The organism is Oceanobacillus sp. FSL W7-1293 (genome assembly GCF_037969815.1).
GTDB classification, from domain to species: Bacteria; Bacillota; Bacilli; order Bacillales; family Amphibacillaceae; genus Oceanobacillus; species Oceanobacillus oncorhynchi.
This window is the reverse complement of sequence record NZ_CP150212.1, coordinates 2,881,925-2,900,922: the sequence shown is the minus strand read 5'-3', so window position 1 is coordinate 2,900,922 and position 18,998 is coordinate 2,881,925. Positions and strand designations below refer to the sequence as shown.

The window sequence follows — 18,998 nt, the reverse complement described above, 5'->3', positions numbered from 1 at the left end:
GCACTATAAGGAGGGTTTATACGTGAGTAAAATACAACGCCATATTAAAATTCGTGAACTGATCACAGAAAATATTATTGAAACACAGGATGAGCTTGTCGATTCACTAAAAAATCTTGGCTATAACGTCACACAGGCAACCGTATCCCGGGATATTAAAGAACTGCAATTGGTAAAGGTACCGACGAATACAGGTCAATATAAATATAGCCTGCCTGCAGATCAGCGTTTTAATCCGCTGCAAAAACTGCAGCGGCTGATTGTAGATACCTTTGTCAAAATAGAGAATGCAAGTCATTTTATTATTTTAAAAACACTCCCTGGTAATGCCCATGCAGTCGGCGTTCTGATCGACAATCTGGATTGGGAAGAGATCATGGGAACCATCTGCGGGGACGATACTTGTTTGATTATATGCAGGACACCTGAACATGCGGAGGATATCAAAAATCGATTAATTGGAATGCTTTAAAATTATTTAGTCGGGGTGAGGCAGCATGTTAACTGAATTATCTATAAAAAACTTTGCGATTATTGAAGAATTATCCTTAAACTTTCAAGAAGGCCTTACTGTTTTGACGGGAGAAACTGGTGCAGGAAAATCGATTATCATTGATGCTATCCAATTATTAGCCGGGGCAAGAGGTTCTGTAGACTTTGTTCGACATGAATCGAATAAAGCGGAGATTGAAGGACTATTTTTCATCGATCACGAAAAGCACCCTATTTACCAAGTAGGAAAAGCATATGGGATTGAAATCAGTGATGAACAAATTGTACTTCAGCGGACCATAACCTCCTCTGGGAAAAGCATCTGCCGTGTAAATAGTAAATTAGTGACGCTGGCTATTCTCCGGGAATTTGGAAAAACATTGATTGATATCCATAGTCAGCACGAGACGCAATCGCTGATGGATAATGAGCAGCATATTGATTTTTTAGATCTTTATCTTGGAGATGCCATGAAGGAAGCAAAAAAGGATTATCAGGATATTTATAACCGCCTGGAAAATCTGAAGAAAAAGTACCGCAGCCTGAATGACAATGAACAGGAGATGGCGCAGCGTCTGGATCTGCTCCAATTCCAACAGCAGGAATTAACAGAAGCACAGCTTGTCCCGAATGAAGATACGGCGCTTGAAGAAGAGCGCAATCAGCTTGCAAATTACGAAAGGATACATCAATCCCTTTCGGATGCTTATTTTTCTTTATATGGCGAGCAGCATGGATTAGAATTAGTCAGCCACGCACAATCAGCTTTACAGGACGGAGCAGATTTAGATCCTTTTATTGCTGAAAAATTGGATAGTATATCTAACCATTATTATATGCTGGAAGAACTCACGTATGATATTCGCAATTATCTTGACCAGCTGCAATTTAATCCGGAACGTCTGAATGAGATTGAACAGCGGATGGATGAATTAAACAGATTGAAGCGTAAATACGGTCCAACGGTGGAAGAAATGTTAGACTACTTAGGGCGTGTTGAAGAAGAAATCGAACAGATTACAAACCGGGAAACGCATTTAAACACACTTGTAACAGAAATTGATGAGCTTGAAAAGGATGCTTTATTAGAAGCAGATCAGCTTCATCACTTACGGAAACAAGCCGCGGAAACATTAACGAACGATATCCACCGGGAATTAAAAGACCTCTATTTAGAAAAGACGACCTTTTCCATTGATTTTGAGGATTCCACGCAGCGGAAGCTGAAATTAAATGGTTATGATAAAATACTTTTCCGCATTTCCACCAATGTCGGTGAGCCTTTAAAAGACCTCACAAAAATAGCTTCAGGAGGAGAATTATCACGAATCATGCTTGCTTTGAAGAAGATTTTCTCAAAGCATCAGGGTATTACGAGTGTTATTTTTGATGAAGTGGACACCGGAGTCAGTGGAAGAGTGGCACAGGCAATTGCTGAAAAAATCCATGAAATATCGCTGGAATCACAGGTTCTGTGTATTACACATCTTCCGCAGGTCGCTGCTATGGCAGATACGCATAAATTTATCCAGAAAAAGGAAAAGGAAAATCGCACTTTTACTTCTGTTATTGAATTAAATAATACGGAACTGATTGAGGAATTAAGCCGGATGATTACTGGAACAAAATTAACAGATACAGCAAAAGAACATGCGAAAGAAATGTTAACATTGGCAGATCGTTTTAAAAAATCAAATTAAAGGGATAAAAACGTTAAAAAATCGGACAATAACTGTACCGGTTTTTTTCTTTTTCCTGTACTTACAAATTTCGTTAATCACATGTCCTTTTGCATCTTAAGAATAACAACACTATACGTCCGTTTATCTATATTTTTAGAGGAAAAGATACACATATCACATAGGTTGTTCCAGTTTAAACTGCCCTCCATCTGCAAAAAGTATATGTACAGAAAGATAATATTTTTTGTATGAGGAGGAGACGATTTATGAGCAAAACAAACAAAATCAGATGGACATATAAAATCAGCTCGCTATTATCGCTTGCTTTTATATTGTTTTTTATTTCCCCTTCCTTTATCCACGCAGATACTTCCATGCAAGGGTATAAAGAGGTTTTTCAAGACTATCCTATCCTTCCCTTTTTCAATAATGAAGAGCATACGAATAAAGAGGATAATCAGGGGCAGCATCAACGTCTGGAAGATGTAAGAGTAGTACCAGGAGGACAATCCATTGGAGTGCAGTTAGAAACGAAAGGTGTACTGGTTGTCGGTCATCATCAAGTGAAAATGTCAGAAGGAGTAAAGTCTCCGGGAGAAGCCGCTAAAATAAATATTGGTGATACAATTGTTGAAATAAATGGTCAAAAAATCAATCATATGACAGACATTAAACCGATTGTTGATCATAGCGGCAAGGAAAACAAAAAAATGCAAATTAAGCTAAAACGTGGAGATAAGTATATCGAAACTAACCTGCAGCCGATTTTTGACAAAAAAGAAAATGCTTACAAAATCGGGTTATATATCAGAGACACAGCAGCAGGTATTGGAACAATGACATTTTATGAGCCGGAAACAGGAAAATATGGCGCTTTAGGACATGTTATTTCAGATATGGATACGAAGAAGCCGATTGATATCAAGCAAGGGTCCATTATCCATTCTTCTGTAACTGCAATTGAAAAGGGTGATAATGGTTTACCGGGAGAAAAACAAGCTTCCTTTCAAACGCAAGAAAAAAGAATCGGTAATATCACGAAAAATACGGATTATGGAATATTTGGGGTATTAGAAAAGGAGGTAAATCATGAAAAATATGATGAAACCTTTCCTGTTGCACTATCTCATGAAGTAAAAGAAGGGCCTGCAAAAATTCTTACTGTAGTGGATGGAGAGAAGATTGAAGAATTTGACATTGAAATTATCAGCAGTGTGCCTCAAAAGTCAGCATCCACAAAGGGAATGGTTATTCAAATTACCGATCCGCGATTATTAGAATTAACTGGCGGAATTGTTCAGGGAATGAGCGGAAGCCCTATTATTCAAAATGACAAGGTTATCGGTGCAGTAACACATGTGTTTGTAAATGATCCGACCTCGGGCTATGGTGTTCATATCGAATGGATGCTTGAAGATGCGGATATTATTCAATCTGATTTGAATGAAGCTGCCGCGTAGCAGCTGCTGCCATTCCGGTTAAGCTTTCTTTGCTCCAACAGAATAAATAATAAGTCAATAATTAAAAATGTCTGTAGTAGCGCTTGCTATTACAGGCAATTTTTAGTTTTTAAATAATCATTAAAATATAGTATGTTTATTGGAAATATGCATTTTATTTCCAACTACTATCTGATATAATGAAAACGGATACAATAATACGTTGAAAATTGTGTCGAAAGTTGGTGAAAAAAAGAGAAAAACGAAGAATACTTGAGAAAATCGAAATAAATCAAAAGTTTTTTGATTTTAAAGAGGATATTTATGTTTTTTGTAGAATATGATATAGGTGCATAAAAAGCAAAAGGAGGATTTTTTAGTGAGTAAAATATCTGTGTGTTTTGTTGATGATAATCGTGAGTTAATACAATTAATGGAGGACTTTTTTGGGGAACAGGAAGAAATTGAAATTGTCGGAACAGCATTAAACGGAAGGGACTGCCTCCCGTTGATTGAAGAGAAAACACCGGACGTGCTGGTTTTAGATATTATTATGCCGCATATGGATGGAATAGCTGTTTTAAATGAAATTAAAAAAATGGAATTAACTAAAAAACCACATATTATTATGTTGACTGCATTTGGTCAGGAAGAAGTAATGAAGAAGGCGGTTGATTTAGGAGCTTCTTATTTTATCCTGAAGCCGTTTGACATACAGAATCTGGCTGATCAAATTTTGCAGGTTCAGGGAAGTGCAGTTTCCAGAGTATCAAATGTGACGAAAACGAATATTGAAAGTAAGAAAAAGCAGGATCTGGAAGCGAATATAACCAATATTATTCATGAAATAGGCGTGCCTGCGCATATTAAAGGATATATGTACTTAAGAGAAGCAATTACAATGGTTTATAACGATATTGACCTTTTGGGATCCATCACAAAAGTGCTTTATCCGGATATCGCTAAAAAATTCAATACAACTGCTTCTCGTGTAGAAAGAGCAATTCGCCATGCAATAGAGGTGGCTTGGAGCAGAGGAAATATTGATTCCATTTCAGCATTATTTGGTTACACCATCAATATTTCTAAAGCAAAACCGACGAATTCTGAATTTATTGCAATGGTGGCCGACCGATTACGATTGGAGCATAAAGTATCGTAATATGGACTGCAAGTGTTGACAGAAAGCTTTAAATAACCATACAGCAACCCGTATTGTCACAGAAGGAATCATATAAATCCTGCTGATGTATCCAATGAACAGGAAGCAGTGCAGCCATTTATGAAGGAAAGGGTTGTACAATTTTATATGTTATAAGTAAATTGCTAATTCTGTATTTTGATGAATATTCAAAAAAAGTTGGGACATTACTTATTTTTTGATTACAATGGTTTTCTTTTTATAAAATGAAAGGCTGTGTATATGCTTTATTCACTTATCCAAGAATAAAAACAGATATCTGGTACCAAAGTGCAAGAGCAATAATCACAAGAGCAGAAATGATTTTTACCAAATTCTTTTTGGAAAAATAGTTCTTGTCCGGGTAAACTTCTAAAAAAGTGACAATGAGGAGAAGAGCTGATAAAAATGGCAGTGTTAAATAATCTGCAACCTTTGTTAAATAGATAATTCCCAGAATAAAGCTGATAATGATGATTGGAAGATAAAGCCAGCGTTTCTTTTTTATCGTTTCAGTCAATTTTATACACTCCTTGTACTTGTACTTTATATTAAGCATATTATGAATGGACTAATTTTATACTAGAAAAAAGGTTAACGGGCACATCTGACAAATGTGTCCGTTAACCTTTTTTTGACTGGCCGATAAAATCGCCTATAGAGGATGTTCTGACGTTCCTGCTGTGTGCAGCTTATGCTGCCCGCATGCTCCGACTCTAAAGTACAGTCCTTTTAGTGGATATGACGATATAAGCCGATTACCTTACCGAGAATAGATACGTTTTCGTAATAGAGAGGTTCCATCGTTGCATTTTCAGGCTGGAGGCGGAAACGGCTCTTTTCTTTAAAAAATCGTTTGACGGTCGCTTCATTTTCATCTGTCATTGCTACAACGATATCTCCATTATCAGCAGAGCTTTGCTGTTTCACGATAACCATATCTTTGTCCAGGATGCCTGCTTCAATCATACTGTCTCCATCAATGACAAGTACAAACAGATTATCCTCCGGTCCGGCAGAAGAGCTGGGAACTGGAATAAACTCTTCCACATTTTCAATCGCAGTAATCGGGATTCCAGCTGTTACCTTCCCTATTACAGGCACATAAATGGCCTTATCCTTTGGCGCATCATTCTCATTATTATATATAATCTCGATAGCACGAGGTTTGGTCGGGTCTCTCCGAATATATCCTTTGTTTTCTAATCTTTCTAAATGACCGTGAACAGTAGAACTTGAAGCTAACCCGACAGCAACTGCAATTTCACGTACGGAAGGCGGATACCCCTTCTGCTCTACTTGATCTTTAATAAAGTCAAAAATCATCTGCTGTCTTTTTGATAGTTTTGTCATGACTTACTCCCCTCTAGCATAGGTATTTGTTATTCATAGTATAGCATTGAATGAACCAATTTACAAACAAATGTTCTAAAAAGTATTGACAAGAACAGTTGTTCTAAATATACTATAGTCAGAACAACTGTTCCGGAACCAGATAAAATATCGAAGGGGAGTTTTATTATGTTTGAAAAACTGATGAAGTCTGATGCTTTTTATATTGTAGCTTTTATTATTGCGTTAATATTTTTATATACGATGATGGTTACGATTTAAGTGATTGACCAGACGACTGATTTCCTTGCTTATTTTGTTGAGAGCAAATATGCTGGTAAGACAGATTCTGTAAAGAATTGTCACCGAAAAGTTGAAAAAGAGCGGTTTATTATTGGAGGATAAAACATTGAGAACGATTATTTATTGTCGGGTAAGTACAGAGAAAGAAACACAAGAAACATCACTTCAAAGACAATATGAAGAGTTATCAGCACTGGCCGATAAATTAAATTTTACGGTTGTGGATTGTATTCAAGAGAAGGCCAGCGGCTATGACATTGATAGAGATGGCATATTTAAGCTTCTTGATTATTTTTCTCATCAAGAAGCTGATTGTCTTTGTATTCAAGATGAAACAAGACTTGGAAGAGGAAATACAAAAATTGCTTTATTTCATCAGCTCCGGAAAATAAATATCCCCGTTTATACAGTTACTCATGAAGGAGAACTTGAGCTGAATGAAGCGGATTCGATGGTGTTGAACATCGTCGGTATAGTGGAAGAATATCAGCGTAAACTACATAATATGAAAATAAAAAGGGGAATGCGGCGTGCTGTATCAAATGGGTATAACCCTCAAGAAAATTTACATCATATCAATCAATCCCCTGGAAGAGAACGCGCTGAAATTCCGATAGAAGAGATAGTCCGGCTGCGGCAGAATAAATTAACGTTTCAAGAAATCACAACAGTTTTAAAAGGACTTGGATTTCATGCATCAAAGGCAACCATCCATCGCCGCTACCAGGAATATATCAATTCCTTGAATGAAAGTGAATCGTGACGTAAGATAAAGAAACAGGAAGGTTATTTTAACTCCTGTTTTTTTAATCGAAGGAGGGACAAGCTATGTTGTCTAAAGATAAATTAAATAGAATAAATACGTTAGCTAATAAAGCGAAAAGTGAAGGCTTAACAGAAGAAGAAAAAACAGAACAGCAAAAACTTCGAAAAGAATATCTGTCAAATGTACGGGGTTCTTTTAAAAATCATCTAAAAGGGATGACAGTCATTGACCCGGCCGGGAATGATGTGACCCCGCAAAAGCTTCGTGATTACCAGGAACGTAATAAGAAACACTGATATGTCACATTAACTTAGCTTGTATCGTATCGGATTTCATTATAAAATAGAGAAAGAAACAGAATATGTTTTGAAGTGGAAGGAGAAAAACAATGACACAACAAGTTGAGGAACTATCCATCAATACCATTCGCACGCTCTCTATCGATGCAATTGAAAAAGCAAACTCCGGACATCCGGGATTACCGATGGGTGCGGCACCGATGGCGTATACACTCTGGACAGATTTTATGAATCACAATCCAAAGCATTCGAAATGGTTCAATCGTGACCGTTTTGTATTGTCTGCAGGTCATGGATCCATGCTGCTGTACAGTCTGTTGCACCTATCAGGCTATAATGTATCTATCGATGATTTAAAAGGATTCCGTCAATGGGATTCGAAAACACCGGGACATCCGGAAGTACATCATACGGATGGTGTGGAAGCAACAACGGGTCCATTGGGACAAGGCATTGCGATGTCAGTAGGTATGGCAATGGCGGAAGCACACTTAGGTGCTGTGTATAATAAAGAAAAGTATAATGTGGTCGATCATTATACATACGCGATTGTCAGTGACGGGGACTTAATGGAAGGAATCTCGCATGAAGCTGCATCGTTAGCCGGCCATATGGGCTTAGGCAAACTGATTGCTTTGTATGATTCCAATGATATTTCATTAGACGGCGATTTAGACCGTTCTTTTTCCGAGAATACGGAACAACGCTTTAAAGCATATGGCTGGCAGGTATTGCGGGTGGAAGACGGCAATGATGTCAACGCCATTCGCCAGGCAATCAAAGAAGCGCAGCAAAACCAGGACCAGCCGACATTGATTGAAGTGAAAACGGTAATCGGTTACGGTTCTCCAAATAAATCTGCTTCCAGTGCTTCCCATGGCGCACCACTTGGGGCAGATGAAGTGAAGCTGACCAAAGAAGCCTATAAATGGACGCATGAAGATTTCTATGTGCCGGAGGAAGTATATGCTGACTTTAAAGAAAAAATCGTGAATGACGGTTCTGAAAAAGAAGCAGCATGGGACGAGCTGGTTGCTGCTTATAAAGAAGCCTATCCGGAATTAGGAAAACAGTTCGAGCTTGCTTTAAAAGGAGAGCTACCTGAAAACTGGCATGAAAATCTTCCTGTATTTGAAGAAGGCTCTAAATTTGCTACACGTGCATCCTCCGGAGAAGTATTAAACGCTGTAGCAAACTCCGTTCCGAATTTCTTTGGCGGAAGTGCTGACCTTGCCGGTTCGAACAAAACAACAATCAATGACGAAGCGGACTTTACAAAGGCAGATTATGCCGGACGTAATGTCTGGTTTGGTGTACGTGAACATGCAATGGGTGCTGCTTTAAATGGAATGGCGCTTCATGGAGGACTTCATGTCTTCGGTGGAACCTTCTTTGTATTCAGTGACTATTTACGTCCATCCATTCGTCTGGCATCGATTATGAATATGCCGGTAACCTATGTGTTTACGCATGACTCGATTGCAGTGGGAGAAGACGGTCCGACCCATGAGCCTGTGGAGCAATTAGCTGCTTTACGCGCGATGCCTCATCTTTCTTTAATCCGTCCAGCGGATGCGAATGAGGTACAGGCAGCATGGCGCTTAGCTCTAGAATCAACAGATCAGCCGACAGCGCTTGTATTGACACGTCAAAATCTGCCTACTTTAGCAAATACTGCAGAGTTAGCTTATGAGGGAGTTAAAAAAGGAGCTTATGTTGTAAGTAAATCCGAAAAAGAAACACCGGATGCGCTTCTTTTAGCTACCGGATCCGAGGTTCAACTGGCAGTTGCAGCACAGGAAGCATTGAAAGAAAAAGGTGTCGATGTACAGGTAGTAAGTATGCCTTCATGGGATCGCTTTGAAGCCCAGGATGAAGCATATAAAAACGAAGTACTTCCAAAAGAAGTCACAGCCAGAGTCGGCATTGAAATGGCTGCGTCATTCGGATGGGACCGTTATGTAGGCTTTGAAGGAAAAACACTTACGATTGACCGTTTCGGCGCTTCAGCGAATGGCGATTTATTGATTGAGAAATTTGGTTTTACAGTAGATAACGTTGTTCAATTAGTAGAAGAAGTGACGAAATAAGGAATATTTAAATATTTTATGTCATGAGGAAGAGAGATGCTAGCATCTCTCTTCCTTCGTATCTATTATAATTGTTGCTCGATAAAATGGATGATTTCTTTCCGTTCTTGTTCGGTGCAGGAAAACTGTTGCTCTAAAGTTTCCAAATATTTACCAGCCTTTTTCAGCTCTGCAACGCTTTTTTTCATATAGGATTTATAATGGTCATTTATTTTGTTAATTTCACCAGCATATTTTTCATCTGTTCCAGGCTTGACGGTTTCTTCGTATAAATCAATAACTACTTCCCCTTCTCTAGTTGGGAAAAATTCATGGGGATCAGTACTGTCAAATATACAAAAATCCAAATCTGGTACTAATACCATATCAATACTATTTGGATCAAAACTACAATGATAAATTTCAGTATCATAACCATATTCAATACAAGCACTCGCTACTTTTTTCATAAATGTTGACTTGCCTGTTCCAGCTCTCCCTTTTACATAAAAAACGCAGGATAGTTTTTCTGTAATATGAGGAACGACATTGACAGGACCATCTACAGTTGTGGTACCAAAAAGGCGGTGATACTCGTGGCCACCTTGATCCTTCTTCGATTGTCCTTCTAAGACTTCTTGAATAAACGTATCGGCAATTTCATCCGCTCGCTTAAAATTCATTTCTTTAATATAGATCTCTTCCAGATCATCATGTATGCGTAACCCTGTTTCCAAATGTTTATATGCTTTTTCTGTGTAGTGAATGAAGTTTTCTTCTAGTTTCTCTTTTCTTACCGAAATGTCTTGTGTAAATCGATTTAAATCCAGTTCGATTCCTTCACGCATATCATCTGGTATAATGGAATCATTTAAAAAAGCGAGTCCCTTTTCAGGTATAACCACCCCATCCAAATAATGTTCACCCAACGCACTTTTTAACACTTCTACTTCATAGGTAGCTTCATATTTTGTGATTATATCTTTTAAAATTTTTGCTTTCACCGTTTGAGAAGAGTGTTTTAAACGAAAGATTTGCTGTATACGTTCTAAATTGGAAGGCAGTAAATTCACAAATCCCACCGCTGTATTTGCCGTAACATAATAATAATTTTTCAAGAAGACACTTCCTTTTTGATTTGAAATTTTGGGCTTTTGTTTAATTAATTTATGCTGCTTCCCATTTTTGGTGAATGTAATTGGTTGTTTGATAGTGGATCAATACCAAAATCAATGGTTGACAGACAGTAGTTAAATTGATAGTGGTAACTGCTACGGAAAAATACTACGCTAATTAATCTCTTTACTCATATCTATTCATTAATATCAACCATTGATTTTGGTGAAGAGCCTTGATAGTATAACATAATTATTTGATATGATAATTGTATCAATGATGATATGAAAAAAGTGTTTCAAAAGAAATTCAAGTAGGGGAAAGCAGAAATCAAAAATCAGCAGATTGACAGACTTCTCTTAAATTCCTGAAAGAGAAAAGTAGACGCCAAGTTTTCTTTACTGTTTCGACAAAAGAAGTTCTTCTTTGCACACTATTATGACAACTTTCGGAAATAGATTCCTCTATAATGATAGTCAAAGGGGGAATACGTGATGAATGAATACGCAATTTATTGGATAGAAGAAAATGTAGCAAAAAATTATTATCATAAAAGTGATTTATTACATCGTTTCTTTTTAGAATGTGCTGAAAAAGAGGACGAAGTAATAATTAGAAAGCAATTTCGATTTATCACTCGAAAAATTCATTTTTACAAGTTTGCTATGCATTTAAAGACGTTTTCTTCGCCGGATATTTATGTAAAACGAATTGGAAATAGAGTGCTTGTAAAAAAAGGAGAAGAATCACTCTGCTTATATATTGAAAATGGAGAATTGATTTTAAGATGCCATCATTTAGCTGTTGCGGTGTCACTGCTTTTTCCTATATTAGAAGATATTCATCCTTATTTCTTTGTCCAAGGAAAAGATACACCACAATATGGATGGATTTCTCCTAAATCTATAAAAGAGCTCAATGATGAAAGTCAAGTGTTGTATAATTTCCTCTAATCTAATATACTGTATTAGAGACAACACGAAGGAGGAAATTTTGTAACATGAGTACGATATGGGTAGTATTAATTGCAATTGCAGCTTTAATTGCTGGTGTTGCTCTTGGATTTTTCATTGCTAGAAAATATATGATGAACTACTTGAAAAAGAATCCGCCAATAAATGAGCAAATGCTTCGTACATTGATGATGCAAATGGGCCAAAAACCGTCACAGAAGAAAATTAATCAAATGATGCGGTCAATGAATAATCAGAATCAGTCTGGCAAATAATTCATAATTATTTTATGGACAAGCACTAAAACCACTTTTTAGAAGGTGGTTTTTCTTATTGGTCAAAAAAATAATTCAGCATAGTAAAAATTTAAATTGTACAGGATCAAAGTGCTCGGGTTTAGAAGCGCTTTGTCAGCATACATACGATGTGCGGACACGTTGGAATCAGTATATGGTCATCCAGGTAAAACGCAACGAATGGGAGTTTTTCAAAAAAAATAGTCATTCGCCTTCCCAATTTGAATGAAGCTGCATAAGTTAAAGTAGTTCAGATAGAGGAGGTTATACACATGGGTAGAGAAGAATGTTGTGATGATCGTCAAAGCTTCGGTTCAGCAGGCTTTGCGTTATTAGTTGTGTTATTTATTTTGTTGATTATTATTGGAACAGCATACTCCGGCGGCAACCAGTGCTACACGGGTGGCTACTACTGTTAATGATTAAAAAACCTGGTATTCGTGAAAGGGATTTCGATAAGCGGGCTTCTGCTTTCAAAAATCTCTTATGCACTGGCGCCCAAGCCTTTGCTCGAATGCCCTATTTGCTGAAAAACAAGAAGACGTCCTGGCGGATGAATTGCCAGGGCGTCTTTTTTCAATTAGTTTCCCAGGTTTTGCAGTGTTTTTAACGTTACTTTTTTACGTAAATAAACGTGTGCTATATCAGTAACAATGAACGTGAGAAGCAGTAAAATAAGCATAATCAGATAAACATTCGTTATATTCATATTCCAAAGAATAATCGTTATAATCCCGAAAAGAGCAATTTGCCCAAGCGAAATAAAGAAAGGGATGAATCTGCCTTTAAATAATTCCTGTTCGTCTGTCCAGTGCAGCTTCGGATGATAAACATCAATAAAGAAGTTAATCACGACGGCTAACCAATTATACAGCAGGGTAACCCCTACCCAGCCAATCAATATATGAGCTGGAATATTTACATAAATACCGACACCAATAAGCAGTAAAAACGGCAGCACAGACATAAGATAGGCAACATATAATTTTGCGTTTATCAAATGTTGAAATGGTATTGGCAAAAATAAATTTAATTTTATGCTTGCTCCTTCTCTGGAAATAGCAGTGGAAGCTGTTACATTCGTACTTAATAAAAAAATCGATATCATAAATAAGATCAGAAAAAGATTTTTTTCTGGTGCAGCAGGGACATACGCTGCCAGATCATTTCCCATATCCAAAAATAGAATCACCGTTATAAATACCGGGAAAAATAATGCCTGAATGACACACTGCATTAGAAAAGCAGGGGTGCGAAAAATCATTTTAAATTCCTTCAGCAGATAGGTTTTTAAAATCGAACGCTGCTGTGTTAATTTTTGAGACGCTTTAGCTGATAAATTTCCTTTGCTTCCCGAACTCATTCCCCGGACGCCCTTCAAATAAAAACGTTGTCCAGCCCAAATAAATAAGAGGACACAAAGGATAAATACAGCCAAAAGTGCAAGCAGGAAAAGAAGACCGGACCAATCAGCCGCAAAATGGAGACTGCCTGCTCCAAAATAAGCCGGTGGAAAGATCATAGTTATCATTCGCAGTAATCCTTCTTGCTCCTGCATATAGGTCGTAAACGTATCAAGCATTGCGGCATCGTCCATGTTGAGACGAACAAGTACGTTAACGAGAATAACAAATAGTAAGGAACCGATACCCATAAAGATTTTGGAGCGATCCTTGTTTTTGGCGATATTGACATAACGCATGATAAACATCAGGATAACCGCTACAAGACTAAATGGAATAATTGGAAAAATGATAAACAAAATGAAGCCATAGACATAAAATAGGATAGGCGCACTGCTGATGCTTCCATACATAAATAAAAATGGCAAAAATAAAAGTGCTGCAATGCCATAATTATAAATTAACGGATTTGCTGCTTTGCCAATCAATAATTGATAAGGATGTACCGGCAGCGGAATATAAGCTGTAATATCATCAGAAAAATAAAAAGCAGATAAAATCATAATAAATGAAAGGAAAAACAGGATAACTGCAATAAAAAGCAATGCCAAACCAAGAAGCATACTTTCCTGATTTACTTCAGCCAGCATGTGATAAGCATATGTAACCATAGAATTTATTCCTTGCATGAGCATAATAAAAAATGGAATAAGAATCAGGGAAACAATAATATAAATCCATGCATTACTTTGTTTGCCTGCTGAAGAATATTGCATCCTTAACATTATTTTTGTAATTGTCCATGTATTACGCATCATTGGTCAGCTCCAAAAATACATTTTCCAGAGATTGGTCGGTTTGAAATTCTGCCTGCAGTTCATCAATTGTTCCATAAAATAAAAGCTCTCCGTGATTAATAATTGCCACTTCATCACAGAGCTGTTCCACGACCTCCAGGCCATGACTGGAGAAGAAAACCGTATTTCCTTTATCAGCGTGTTCCCGCATCATTTGTTTTAAAGCATAGGACGATTTTGGATCCAGCCCAGTTAATGGTTCGTCTAAAATCCAAATATCCGGATCGTGCAGCAGTACAGAAGTAACCATTATTTTTTGCCGCATCCCATGAGAGTAACTCTGAATAAAATTTCTCAAGGCATGGTCGATTGAAAATTGTTTTGTATAATAGGCTATTTTTTCTTGCCGCACGTCCTCAGGAACCTGATAAATATCAGCAATAAAATTAAGGTATTCCAGCCCTTTCAGCCTCAGAAAAATATCAGAACGGTCTGGAACAAATCCAAAAATCTCTTTTGCTTTTAAGGGCTCTTTGTCAATATCAATGCCATTTAAAGTAATTGTTCCTTTATCAATGGGTAAGATACCAGTCATCATATTGATCGTGGTAGATTTCCCCGCGCCATTTGGACCAAGAAAGCCGACGATTTTTCCGTCTGGGATGGTCAATGATAAATCTTGGATAATATGATGATGTCCATCAAAGCTTTTATTGACTCGAGAAATTTCTATCATCCAAAAACCTCCATTTCTACATGAATATCAGAAATTGTATTGTAAGGTAAATATAAACTTATCGTAACATGCGGCTGGTTTTTCGCAAAATCAATTTTCCATTTTTAAGAAATAAAAGTCATTTTCTTTTTGAGGGGGGCTTGGGTTTATCTGTTTGTACATGATAGCAACAGCACAATTTCTTTTTTTAAAAGGCGATGCTAATACAGGAAAAGGTAAGATACTGTTCGTTTCAGAATGGTTGTGTTAGAATTTACAATGGACTCTGGATATGAAACATCATTTAAATGTAATGGATTTTTTATAAAGTATTGCGTATATAGAAGATAGAAAGGAAGAAATACGAATGATAACAAGAAAAAGTAAGCGGGAAGTTCAGCAAATGCAGGAAGCAGCTGATTTGCTGGTAGCCACACATAAAGAAATCGCAAAACGGATCAAACCGGGCGTAACAACACTGGAATTGGACGCATTTGTAGAAAGATTTTTAGAAGAGCATGGAGCAACGCCGGAGCAAAAAGGCTATAATGGCTACCCTTATGCGATTTGCGCTTCTTTAAATGATGAAATTTGTCATGGCTTTCCAACAGATAGCCCCTTAGAAGACGGAGATATTGTAACGATTGATATGGTTGTTAATTTAAATGGAGGCTTGGCTGATTCTGCGTGGACATATGCTGTCGGCAATGTAGACGAAAAAGGGCAGAAGCTGATTGACGTCACGAAGGAAGCGTTGTACAAAGGTTTGGCTCAGGCAAAGCACGGCAATCGTTTAGGTGATATAGGGCATGCGATTCAAACGTATGCAGAGGCGGAAGGTTTTTCAGTTGTACGTGATTTTACAGGGCATGGAATTGGGCCGACGATTCATGAAGATCCGCATGTGCCTCATTACGGTCTTCCCAATAAAGGCATTCGTTTAAAAGAGGGAATGGTTATAACGATTGAACCAATGGTTAATGAGGGCGACTGGCGCAGCAAGATGGACGATAATGGCTGGACTGCAAGAACGGTTGATAAAGGACGCTCTGCCCAGTTTGAACATCAAATCGTTGTTACGAAGGAAGAGCCGATTATTTTAACAGAGCAGGATAAATAATAAAAATACTCCCTAATGAGTGAGCATGAAATTTCACATTAGGGAGTATTTTTTTCTGTTATTTTTTCGCTGTTCGGGCTCCAAATAAAATAGTAATCACGGGGCTTAACAAGCAGAAAAATGCAAAAGGCAGGTAGGCCAGTACAGGAATGCCTAAGACATCTGCGATAAACACCCCGCATACGCTCCAGGGAACAAGCGGATTAATCACTGTTCCTGCATCTTCCAACGTACGGGATAATGCTTTTTTCGTTAACCCGGCTCTTTCATAAATCTGCTGAAATGTTTCGCCGGTTAACAGAATAGATAAGTACTGCTCCCCGATAAAAACATTCACTCCAATTGCTGTCCCTGCAGTGGAAGTGATGATTGACCTTGTTCTTTTAAGTCTTTTTTGCAGTGCTTCTAAAATGGCCGGCAAAATACCAGTAACAAACAACAATCCGCCAAAGCTTAGAGCGAGAAGTACAAGGGCGATCGTAAAGAACATGCTTTCCAGACCGCCTTTTGTAATTAATTCATTAACAGGATCAAAATCAGAATTTCCAGTATAGCCGCCAAACCAGATAGCAGGAATAGCGCTTAAAGGAAATTTATTAACAACAATCGCAATGATACTGGCAATGACACTGCTTATAGATAAAGATAAGAAAGCAGATAATTTAAAAATCGTACAGCCAATCAATATAATCAATGGAACCCAGGAACTCCAATGTATCAATCCTGTTCCTTGTAATGCCTCCTGATACTGTGCAATATTATTGCTGGCCTGGGAGTCGCTGGGGGATAGTATTGCAAAACCTATAAACGAAATAATGAATGCAGGAATCGTTGTTAAACTAATATGTTTAATATGTTCAAATAAATCTACACCGACGATTGTTGAAGCAAGGTTGGTTGTATCAGATAATGGAGACATTTTATCACCAAAAAAAGCTCCGGAAACAATTGCCCCCGCTGTAATCGCCAAAGAAGCATCCATCGCCCCGGCCATTCCTATCAGAGCAACGCCGACAGTTGCGGTAGTAGTCAGGGAGCTCCCTAAAGAGATACCAATAATACCGGTAATAGCAAAAACAACCGCGTAAAACCATGTGGTTGAGATAAGGGATAAACCAGTTGTCATCAAGACAGGAATGGTCCCGCTTATCATCCAGCTGCTGATTAGAATACCAATCACAAAGAATAAGAATACCGCTCCCATTGCAGAACCGGCCCCTAACCCCATCGCCTTTTGCATTGATTGGTAAGTAATTTTATTCCATAATCCATAACCAATCAAAATAAATATAGCGATAAGGATAGGGATATGCGGCGCGGCTTCCAGACCAATCATAAAAAAGCTGATAATCCCCACAATCAGGATAAGGAAAACGATGGAAACAAGTAATGAAGGGTGATGTTTTGCTTTAATTGAATTCATTTTATAACCTCCTTGGCTTTGCATATGTATAAGATATGCCTATTTTTCTATAAGAAATGCAAAAGCTGCAGCATTATCGTTTTAAACCAATAAAAAAACTCCGCCCCTATAGACAGGGACGAAGTAAATCTCCGCGTTACCACCCTAGTTGATGCACATAAGTGCATCCGCTTGATTTCAGTGACAAGTTTTATTACAAAGCCTGTAATTCAATCATTATACACCAAGGTTTTCACCAGCCACCTTGTCTCTAATCTAACTGTCATATAATGATTTACTGCGGACTTTTACTGTCAAAACGATAGAATTGTTAATAATGACTATACAATTAATTTACTTGAATTGTCAATAAGAGATTCGAATAATTGCTGTCTAAGTATCCATTTTGTTGAAAACAACGAGTTTACATGATGCCTTTTTTCAAAGGTTGGTTTAGCTTTCTCTTTTCGCAGACAAATTCACAAGAATTCCGGCACAAACCATCATCATGATAATGGAAGAGCCTCCATAGCTGATGAATGGTAAAGTAACTCCCGTAATTGGGAAAATTCCAGAAATCGCTCCTAAATTAATCACTGCCTGGATCATAATCAGAAAAGTGATACCTATTGCCAGTAATTGATAAAAGGAACTGGACAGCTGTTTGGCGATTAAGATACCTCTGAACAGGATAATTATATAACAGGCAAGAACTATCAGTAAGCCTGCTGCTCCGAGCTCTTCTACCGTAATTGCCATAATAAAATCGGTATGTGCTTCTGGGAGATAGCCGAGCTTCTGTGTACTGTTACCTATTCCGTTTCCCATTAATCCGCCGCTATTGATTGCAAGCAAAGAATTTGCAAGCTGATAGCCATTCTCTGAAAACTCCTCAAACGGCTGCCTGAAGGAAGTCAAACGATTCAAACGATAGGCTGAGCTTAGGGCGAAGTAAACCGTACCTATAGCAGCAACACTTCCCAATAAAAAAATATGCCGTTTCTTCACACCACTGCATGTAACAATAATTCCGCAAGCGGCCAAAATAATTCCGGCTGCTCCTAAATCAGGCTGTGATAAAATTAATAAAAAAACAAGCAGCAATATGATGATCGGAGGCAGGACGCCCTGTACGAAATGGTTGATATACGACTGTTTTTTTGCATAAATCGAAGCAAAGTAAATGACCATGGATATCTTCACCACTTCTGACGGCTGAAATAAAAACCCGCCAATCGCAATCCAGCGCTGAGAGAAGTTGCGTTCTACTCCTATATTTGGTATTAAAACAGCTATTAGCAGAATTAACGAGAGCATAACAAGCGCGGGACTCCATCTGGCATACAGTGCAGGGTTTATTAACGCAGCCAAGGTAAAGATGACTATGCCGATCAAGAGCCATTGCAGCTGTTTTACAAAAAAGTAATTTCCGCTATCATAATACATTTGTCCAATTGGAAAGCTTGCACTGTATACCATCAACAGTCCAAAAATGGATAAAATACCTACCGCAGCAATTAACAAGAAGTCCATTTTCTTCACTTTTGCCCAAAGCATATTCTCATCCTAACTGTATAAAAATCATGCCTGACTGCTCCTTTTTGAGAACAGTTCATGTTTGCATTCCATAATTG

Annotated in this window: 18 protein-coding genes; 11 read left to right on the top strand and 7 right to left on the bottom strand. The window is 37.8% G+C overall.

Features of this window, described 5'->3' with window-relative positions; all coding sequences use genetic code 11:
* Positions 1-22: 22 nt before the first annotated feature.
* From argR to spo0A, 4 genes are all read left to right on the top strand, one after another.
* Positions 23-472 carry a transcriptional regulator ArgR gene (argR, locus tag MKY65_RS14190; RefSeq protein ID WP_040985350.1) on the top strand — a complete coding sequence of 150 codons (450 nt, stop codon included), beginning with the start codon at positions 23-25 and terminating at the stop codon, positions 470-472.
* A gap of 25 nt (positions 473-497) precedes the next feature.
* On the top strand, positions 498-2,192 hold the full coding sequence (recN, locus tag MKY65_RS14185) for a DNA repair protein RecN (RefSeq protein WP_339177854.1): 1,695 nt from the start codon (positions 498-500) through the stop codon (positions 2,190-2,192).
* A 248-nt stretch (positions 2,193-2,440) separates the two neighbouring features.
* The gene (gene spoIVB / locus MKY65_RS14180) at positions 2,441-3,634 is read left to right on the top strand and encodes a SpoIVB peptidase (RefSeq protein ID WP_139089148.1); all 1,194 of its coding nucleotides are present in this window, start codon (positions 2,441-2,443) and stop codon (positions 3,632-3,634) included.
* A gap of 358 nt (positions 3,635-3,992) precedes the next feature.
* Complete coding sequence (gene spo0A / locus MKY65_RS14175) at positions 3,993-4,775, top strand: sporulation transcription factor Spo0A (RefSeq protein ID WP_042534689.1); 783 nt, start codon at positions 3,993-3,995, stop codon at positions 4,773-4,775.
* A 274-nt stretch (positions 4,776-5,049) separates the two neighbouring features.
* Here the strand turns inward: spo0A and MKY65_RS14170 are convergent, their stop codons facing one another.
* Both MKY65_RS14170 and lexA read right to left on the bottom strand, forming a co-directional pair.
* Positions 5,050-5,313 carry a hypothetical protein gene (locus MKY65_RS14170; protein WP_339177850.1) on the bottom strand — a complete coding sequence of 88 codons (264 nt, stop codon included), beginning with the start codon at positions 5,311-5,313 and terminating at the stop codon, positions 5,050-5,052.
* Between the two features lie 212 nt (positions 5,314-5,525).
* Positions 5,526-6,146: a transcriptional repressor LexA gene (gene lexA, locus MKY65_RS14165; protein WP_339177849.1), complete on the bottom strand. Its 621-nt coding sequence runs from the start codon at positions 6,144-6,146 to the stop codon at positions 5,526-5,528.
* 388 nt (positions 6,147-6,534) lie between these two features.
* On the opposite strand from lexA, the gene MKY65_RS14160 reads away from it, so the two are divergent.
* The 3 genes from MKY65_RS14160 (at position 6,535) to tkt (ending at position 9,583) form a co-directional block, all read left to right on the top strand.
* The gene (locus tag MKY65_RS14160) at positions 6,535-7,191 is read left to right on the top strand and encodes a recombinase family protein (RefSeq protein ID WP_339177846.1); all 657 of its coding nucleotides are present in this window, start codon (positions 6,535-6,537) and stop codon (positions 7,189-7,191) included.
* Between the two features lie 65 nt (positions 7,192-7,256).
* Entirely contained in the window at positions 7,257-7,490 is a 234-nt protein-coding gene (locus MKY65_RS14155; RefSeq protein WP_339177844.1) for a DUF896 domain-containing protein, read from the top strand.
* Between the two features lie 92 nt (positions 7,491-7,582).
* Complete coding sequence (gene tkt / locus MKY65_RS14150; RefSeq protein ID WP_339177843.1) at positions 7,583-9,583, top strand: transketolase; 2,001 nt, start codon at positions 7,583-7,585, stop codon at positions 9,581-9,583.
* A gap of 65 nt (positions 9,584-9,648) precedes the next feature.
* Here the strand turns inward: tkt and MKY65_RS14145 are convergent, their stop codons facing one another.
* Positions 9,649-10,680, bottom strand: coding sequence for a hypothetical protein (locus MKY65_RS14145; RefSeq protein ID WP_339177841.1), 1,032 nt, complete (start codon positions 10,678-10,680; stop codon positions 9,649-9,651).
* Positions 10,681-11,172: 492 nt separating this feature from the next.
* Between MKY65_RS14145 and sirA the strand changes: the two genes are divergently transcribed.
* The 3 genes from sirA (at position 11,173) to MKY65_RS14130 (ending at position 12,346) form a co-directional block, all read left to right on the top strand.
* Positions 11,173-11,631, top strand: a complete 459-nt coding sequence (sirA, locus tag MKY65_RS14140) for a sporulation inhibitor of replication protein SirA (protein ID WP_339177839.1) — start codon at positions 11,173-11,175, stop codon at positions 11,629-11,631.
* 47 nt (positions 11,632-11,678) lie between these two features.
* The gene (locus tag MKY65_RS14135) at positions 11,679-11,906 is read left to right on the top strand and encodes a YneF family protein (RefSeq protein WP_339177836.1); all 228 of its coding nucleotides are present in this window, start codon (positions 11,679-11,681) and stop codon (positions 11,904-11,906) included.
* Positions 11,907-12,199: 293 nt separating this feature from the next.
* A complete protein-coding gene (locus MKY65_RS14130; protein ID WP_339177834.1) occupies positions 12,200-12,346 on the top strand; it encodes a YjcZ family sporulation protein in 147 nt (48 codons plus the stop codon).
* A 161-nt stretch (positions 12,347-12,507) separates the two neighbouring features.
* On the opposite strand, the gene MKY65_RS14125 is transcribed toward MKY65_RS14130, so the two are convergent.
* Positions 12,508-14,148, bottom strand: a complete 1,641-nt coding sequence (locus MKY65_RS14125) for a hypothetical protein (protein ID WP_339177832.1) — start codon at positions 14,146-14,148, stop codon at positions 12,508-12,510.
* Positions 14,138-14,863: an ABC transporter ATP-binding protein gene (locus MKY65_RS14120; RefSeq protein ID WP_339177831.1), complete on the bottom strand. Its 726-nt coding sequence runs from the start codon at positions 14,861-14,863 to the stop codon at positions 14,138-14,140. Before MKY65_RS14120 ends, MKY65_RS14125 begins: the two co-directional genes overlap by 11 nt.
* 346 nt (positions 14,864-15,209) lie before the next feature.
* Here MKY65_RS14120 and map point away from each other — a divergent pair, with 346 nt between their 5' ends.
* Positions 15,210-15,962: a type I methionyl aminopeptidase gene (map, locus tag MKY65_RS14115; protein ID WP_339177829.1), complete on the top strand. Its 753-nt coding sequence runs from the start codon at positions 15,210-15,212 to the stop codon at positions 15,960-15,962.
* Between the two features lie 58 nt (positions 15,963-16,020).
* On the opposite strand, the gene nhaC is transcribed toward map, so the two are convergent.
* Positions 16,021-17,385: a Na+/H+ antiporter NhaC gene (gene nhaC, locus MKY65_RS14110; protein WP_339177827.1), complete on the bottom strand. Its 1,365-nt coding sequence runs from the start codon at positions 17,383-17,385 to the stop codon at positions 16,021-16,023.
* 432 nt (positions 17,386-17,817) lie between these two features.
* Entirely contained in the window at positions 17,818-18,921 is a 1,104-nt protein-coding gene (gene ftsW / locus MKY65_RS14105) for a putative lipid II flippase FtsW (RefSeq protein ID WP_339177823.1), read from the bottom strand.
* Positions 18,922-18,998 lie beyond the last annotated feature (77 nt).

Coding starts and splice junctions, on each gene's coding strand:
- recN (WP_339177854.1), top strand. CDS start 498: ATGTTAACTGAATTATCTATAAAAAACTTTGCGATTATTGAAGAATTA.
- spoIVB (WP_139089148.1), top strand. CDS start 2,441: ATGAGCAAAACAAACAAAATCAGATGGACATATAAAATCAGCTCGCTA.
- lexA (WP_339177849.1), bottom strand. CDS start 6,146: ATGACAAAACTATCAAAAAGACAGCAGATGATTTTTGACTTTATTAAA.
- MKY65_RS14155 (WP_339177844.1), top strand. CDS start 7,257: ATGTTGTCTAAAGATAAATTAAATAGAATAAATACGTTAGCTAATAAA.
- tkt (WP_339177843.1), top strand. CDS start 7,583: ATGACACAACAAGTTGAGGAACTATCCATCAATACCATTCGCACGCTC.
- sirA (WP_339177839.1), top strand. CDS start 11,173: ATGAATGAATACGCAATTTATTGGATAGAAGAAAATGTAGCAAAAAAT.
- MKY65_RS14135 (WP_339177836.1), top strand. CDS start 11,679: ATGAGTACGATATGGGTAGTATTAATTGCAATTGCAGCTTTAATTGCT.
- MKY65_RS14130 (WP_339177834.1), top strand. CDS start 12,200: ATGGGTAGAGAAGAATGTTGTGATGATCGTCAAAGCTTCGGTTCAGCA.
- MKY65_RS14125 (WP_339177832.1), bottom strand. CDS start 14,148: ATGATGCGTAATACATGGACAATTACAAAAATAATGTTAAGGATGCAA.
- MKY65_RS14120 (WP_339177831.1), bottom strand. CDS start 14,863: ATGATAGAAATTTCTCGAGTCAATAAAAGCTTTGATGGACATCATCAT.
- map (WP_339177829.1), top strand. CDS start 15,210: ATGATAACAAGAAAAAGTAAGCGGGAAGTTCAGCAAATGCAGGAAGCA.
- nhaC (WP_339177827.1), bottom strand. CDS start 17,385: ATGAATTCAATTAAAGCAAAACATCACCCTTCATTACTTGTTTCCATC.
- ftsW (WP_339177823.1), bottom strand. CDS start 18,921: ATGCTTTGGGCAAAAGTGAAGAAAATGGACTTCTTGTTAATTGCTGCG.